This is a genomic window from Blautia ammoniilytica, assembly GCF_025566965.1.
GTDB lineage: Bacteria > Bacillota > Clostridia > Lachnospirales > Lachnospiraceae > Blautia_A > Blautia_A ammoniilytica.
The window spans coordinates 4,083-9,317 of sequence record NZ_JAOQJL010000060.1 but is presented as its reverse complement, the minus strand read 5'-3'; the positions used below and the strand labels follow the sequence as shown (position 1 = coordinate 9,317).

Sequence of the window (5,235 nt, the reverse complement as noted above, 5' to 3'; positions counted from 1 at the left end):
TGCAAATTCTGCTCGAACGGTACGCCTATTCTGAAATCAGCGGTACATTCATTCTGATTTAGCGGTACGCGTTTTCTGCTCAAAACGGTACGTTTTTCCTTTATTATTGTGATGTAACTATTATTCATCACAGTGCAAAGGAGGAACTATTATGCACGACTACAATACTATTCTTGGAGTCATAGAACTTCGGCTCAGTAAAGTCAGTTATGACTCTGTACAAAAACGTTACCGGATCGGACGGAGCGGGATTGCATTGATCATGAACCGCTACAAGGATTCAGGCTTATCATTGGATGATCTTCGGCAAATGCCAGCCTCAAAGGTGGTTGATCTCATCTATCCAAAAGAAAACCTTCGACATAAGGATATTCCACTGCCTGATTTTGAAAAAATACATGAGCAGATGATCCAAATGGGAAAACATGCTGACTTGAGTTTTCTATGGATTGATTATAAAAAAGAGCATCCCAACGGTTACCAGCTCGCTCAGTTTTATAAGCTGTATCGTGATTTTATGGTAGATGCTTATGGTACTTCAAAAACATCTATGCCTGTGGAACGGATCCCTGGTGAAAAGATGTATATTGACTGGGTAGGCGACCAGCCGGAACTGCTATTGGACACAACAACTGGCGAACTTCGGAAAGTTCACATTTTTACAACTACACTTGGTTTTAGCAGCCTTGTTTATGCAGAGATCTTTCCGGATGAAAAACTTCCACATTTTATTACCGGTACAGTACATGCACTGTCTTATTATGGGGCAGTTCCTAAATATCTTGTCCCGGACAATCTAAGAACAGCTGTTACCAGGCATAGTAAAGATGAACTTGTGCTGCAGTCAGCTTTTTCAGATCTGGAAACTTTTTATGATACGATCGTTCTGCCGCCGCCACCAAGGAAACCGAAAGGCAAACCAACAGTTGAAAATCATGTGCGTTTCTTGGAGACGCATCTGGTAGAAGAGTTAAAGAAAGATACTTATATCTCTCTGGAAGCTCTGAATGCTGCGGTCAAAAAGATCGTAGCGGACATCAACCAGCGTCCTTTCCAGAAAAAATCTGACATTCGGAAATCCCGCATGAATGGATTTGAAAAGTACGACAAACCGCGTATGAACCAGCTTCCAGGCGAAAGTTATACACTTTGTGATTATAAATACTTTCTTAAAGTTCCAGATAATTACCACCTTGAGTATGATGCCCACTACTATTCTGTATTGTATACCTATAAAGGGAAGCCTGCAATTCTTAAGGCTACAATGACGGAGATACGGATCTGTGATGAGTATAACCGGCTGATCTGCCGCCATCCAAGATCTTACCGTGATTTTCCTCTTTACATTACAGATGACAATCACATGCCTCCAGAACACCTGTATTACAAAGAAGTGAATGCACATGACGGAGCTTATTACAGACGATGGGCATCTGTTTATGGAGAATCTATGGTAACTCTTATTGACAGGATACTCCGCAGTTCCAAGCATGAGGAACAGGCATACAACAGCTGTGCCGGTGTACTCCATTCCTGTAAAGATGTTCCTCACAGGCTGGTTCAGGAGGCTGCTGAGAAATGCGTAGAAGCCAATGCTTGCAAGTATTCTTATTTCAAGAAAGTACTTAGCATGGTTCAGAATAATCATTCCAGTAGTGCTATAAACGGAACCGGAAAACTTCCTTCCCATACAAACATCCGTGGAAAGGAGGCATACAAATGAGTTCATCCCATGACATTACATTAACACCTCAGGAACAGGCTCTGATCATGCGTCTGAAGAGTTTCCGTGTTCCAGAAATGGCACATATCCTGGAAGAACAGTTGAAAGATCCCAATGCAGATCTGAACACTTTTATGGAACGCATGGCATCAATGATTGATGCAGAGTGGCAGGCACGGGCAGATAAACGCTTTAATCGTCTGATGAAAGAAGCACATCTGCGATACCCGGCGGCGGATCTTGACGAAACTATTTACCGTCCAGAACGTCAGCTTGATACCCAGACAATAGAGCGACTGAGTACCTGCCATTGGATAGAGGAAGGAAAGAATCTCATTGTAACAGGATCTTCCGCCAGTGGAAAAACTTATCTAATCAATGCTTTTTGTGTAACTGCAATGAAGCAGTCTAAGAGTGTAAAGTATATAAAAGCGAACACTCTTATGAGCGAAATGGAACAGGCACGTATCAAATCCACAAATCTGGATTACCTGAATAAGCTGACCAAGCTGGATCTTCTTGTGATCGATGATTTTGGCCTTATGGATCTCGATCTTGATAAATGCCGGGATCTTTTTGAGGTCCTTGACACCAGGGATGGAAGAAAATCAACTGTAGTCATCTCACAGTTTCCAGTCAGTACATGGTTTGATATGTTTGCTGACAATACCTACGCTGATGCGTGCCTTACACGAATCACAGATAAACATCATACATATCGTCTGGAGATGAACGGTATAAATATGCGTGAAACAGAATGATATCATCTAGCGGTACTTCGTACCGTTAAAAATGGAATAGCCGTTCCGCAGTAGCGGAACTGGCATTCCGTTTGAGCGTAATTTGCATCCATCCCTGTCACTATGCCATGTACATATATTTCTATTACTATTTCATGTGCATATTGTTTTTTTTATCAATTTATTGTACATTTAAAGTTATATGTATTGTTAAAAATATTGTAACTTATAATAAAATTATTGTAAAGGTATGGACAATGAAAAAAAGAACCACAGATCATTTGCAGCAAGAGCTTATGGATTCACCAGATCTGGCACGTTTTCTGACTAAGAATGAGAATTTATTTGTGAATAAAAGTATCGCTGAATTATTAAACCAGCTGTTTGAAAGGAAAAATATTTCAAAGGCTGCACTTGCCAAACAATCAGGAATGAGTGAGATTTATCTGCACCAGATTTTTGCAGGCCGCAGGAATCCCTCCAGGAACCGTCTTTTATGCCTGTGTTACGGTCTGGGTGCAAGCATAGAGGAAGCCCAGGAGCTATTGAAGCTGTGCGGCATGGCTCAGCTTTATCCAAAGCTGAAACGAGATGCTATCATTTATTATGGGCTGCAACATGGTCTTGGGCTTTTTGAGATCAATGATAAATTGTTTGATGAAAATGAAGAAACCTTGTTCTGATTTCATATCCTGAAATCACAGGGATACAGAAAAAAATGCAAAAGAGAGAATATCTTATTTGCAATTCATTAAGATATTTTTTACATCAGGCACCTGAAGCTTTACATAAGCTCTTGAGGCGATTCCGCTGGTTCTTACTGCTTCCGCTGCCATCTCATCAAATTTTTCTTCTAATACTCCTGCTTCTGAAAGAGTGGAAGGCATTGCAAGGGACCGATTGAACTGTCTGACCTTTTCAATCCCAAGCCTGGCTGCTTTTCTGTCATCAGCTTCCCCTACTCCGAATACTTCTCTTGCAAATCTTGCAAATCGAGGTGCTGTCTTATCAGACAAAACATATTCCATCCACGCAGGTGTCAGTATGGCAAGCCCGACTCCATGTGTGATGTCATAATAAGCACTAAGCACATGCTCAATGGGATGAACGCTCCAGGCTCCACCCTTTCCTACAGTAAGCAGATGATTTAACCCGATTGTTGATGCCCACATCAGATTAGATCTGGCCTCATAATTTTCCGGTTCATCCATTGCTTTGCGGGCATATTTCACCACGGTTTTCATTACCGCCTCGCTGAGCACATCTGTAATATAGGCCTCATCATTTGGCTGGAAATACTGCTCCATTACGTGGGAAAGAATATCAACCGCACCTGCTGCCGTCTGTTTGGAAGGCAATGTATACAGATATGTAGGATCACAGAAGGATAACCTGGGATACAACAGAGGATGGTTTATCTCCAGTTTCTCATGGGTCTTCTCATTGCTGATGACTGCTCCGGAATTCATTTCAGAACCGGTAGCACATATTGTAAGAACCACTGCAACAGGCAGCGCTCCTGCCACAAGACTTCTGTCCTTAACCAGATCCCAGGGCTGGCCATCATAACAGGCTGATGCTGCGATATGTTTAGATGCATCGATGGTACTTCCACCTCCCACAGCCAATATGACCTGTATCCCCTTTTCTTTGCAGATCGCAGTGCCCTTTTCCACAGAGGTAAGCTTTGGATTAGGTTCTATCCCAGGCAGTTCTGACACTTCAAAATCCTTAAAAAGCTCCCGAATCTTGTCATAAAGGCCACTCCTTTTAATGCTCCCGCCACCAATATACAAGCAAAACCTTCTTTCCGTATTTTGCCAGTTCTTCAAGCAGACACTGTATCTGATCCTTACCAACTCTGATATCTGTTGGGATATGAAATGTGAAATTATTCATTCTGATCTCCTTCTTTATCCTGCATCTATTTCTTCAAAATCACAAAACAGTTAAATCTTTGCCTTATACCGGTCATAATGTAAGGCCTGGATATCCACATCTGTTTTTCCTGTGACAATAAGCTTTGCAAGCTGCTCTCCCACTGCCGGCGCAATACCAAAACCATGACCGTTAAAAGCACAAGCCACGTACAATCCTGGGATTTCATCCACTGTTCCAAGGGATGGGACGCCATCTGAGGAAGCATCCATCCAGCCTGCCCAGGTCCTTACGATCTTGGCATTGGCAAGATCCGGAAAGTACTTCATGATTCCACGGCAGATACAAGGTGCTGTTTTGGATGAATTTACCGGTGTTCCGTTATCCTTATTATACCTCTCCAGGCGGAAGAACCGCCAAATACAAAGGAGCCATGCTTTGTCTGATGTCCATAAAAGTCTGCCTCTGCAGTACCCCCACAGCTTCTCTTGGGACCATTCATGGATGTGATTTAATCAATTCCGTACTCTTCACAAAGCTTTTGACGGAACGCAGGATCATCAAGTGCCCGTTTCAAATCATCAAGCCGATTATCTCCTAGCAGGGATCTTGTAAGCTTCTGCTCGCGCTGTATCCCGGCAGACATTCCTTCTGCTCTTCCAGCTGCTCTTCCCTTTTCCTCTATGCCAAGAATCCCTTTACAAACATTCACCTTTTCTCCCCTGGCTTCCTTTTCTATCTTCATTCCCGTCATCTCCTCCATCACTCGAACAGCTTTTCTGTCCACAGTTGCAAATGCAGCGTTCGCTTTCACAAGCCTTTCCAGTTTTTCTGCATCTTCAGAATACTTAATGAACTGCATCACTTCTCGAAAATTAGAGGTAAAGTGCTCCA

6 protein-coding genes and 1 pseudogene are annotated in these 5,235 nt (G+C 42.6%); 3 read left to right on the top strand and 4 right to left on the bottom strand.

From position 1 onward, the window contains the following. Window positions 1-151: 151 nt before the first annotated feature. The 3 genes from OCV61_RS17890 (at window position 152) to OCV61_RS17880 (ending at window position 3,146) form a co-directional block, all read left to right on the top strand. Entirely contained in the window at window positions 152-1,723 is a 1,572-nt protein-coding gene (locus tag OCV61_RS17890; RefSeq protein WP_055057941.1) for a Mu transposase domain-containing protein, read from the top strand. After that, window positions 1,720-2,484 carry an ATP-binding protein gene (locus OCV61_RS17885; RefSeq protein WP_158422890.1) on the top strand — a complete coding sequence of 255 codons (765 nt, stop codon included), beginning with the start codon at window positions 1,720-1,722 and terminating at the stop codon, window positions 2,482-2,484. Before OCV61_RS17890 ends, OCV61_RS17885 begins: the two co-directional genes overlap by 4 nt. Before the next feature lie 236 nt (window positions 2,485-2,720). Continuing rightward, window positions 2,721-3,146: a helix-turn-helix domain-containing protein gene (locus tag OCV61_RS17880; protein ID WP_158422889.1), complete on the top strand. Its 426-nt coding sequence runs from the start codon at window positions 2,721-2,723 to the stop codon at window positions 3,144-3,146. Between the two features lie 54 nt (window positions 3,147-3,200). Here OCV61_RS17880 and OCV61_RS17875 read toward each other — a convergent pair whose 3' ends face one another. From OCV61_RS17875 to OCV61_RS17860, 4 genes and pseudogenes are all read right to left on the bottom strand, one after another. Continuing rightward, the gene (locus OCV61_RS17875; protein ID WP_262583391.1) at window positions 3,201-4,259 is read right to left on the bottom strand and encodes an iron-containing alcohol dehydrogenase; all 1,059 of its coding nucleotides are present in this window, start codon (window positions 4,257-4,259) and stop codon (window positions 3,201-3,203) included. Continuing rightward, a complete protein-coding gene (locus OCV61_RS17870; protein WP_262583389.1) occupies window positions 4,234-4,362 on the bottom strand; it encodes a hypothetical protein in 129 nt (42 codons plus the stop codon). The genes OCV61_RS17875 and OCV61_RS17870 overlap by 26 nt, the downstream gene beginning before the upstream one ends. Before the next feature lie 50 nt (window positions 4,363-4,412). After that, entirely contained in the window at window positions 4,413-4,670 is a 258-nt protein-coding gene (locus OCV61_RS17865; protein ID WP_470258175.1) for an NAD(P)/FAD-dependent oxidoreductase, read from the bottom strand. Between the two features lie 182 nt (window positions 4,671-4,852). Continuing rightward, a pseudogene (locus OCV61_RS17860) lies at window positions 4,853-5,235 on the bottom strand (hypothetical protein); the annotation flags it as partial.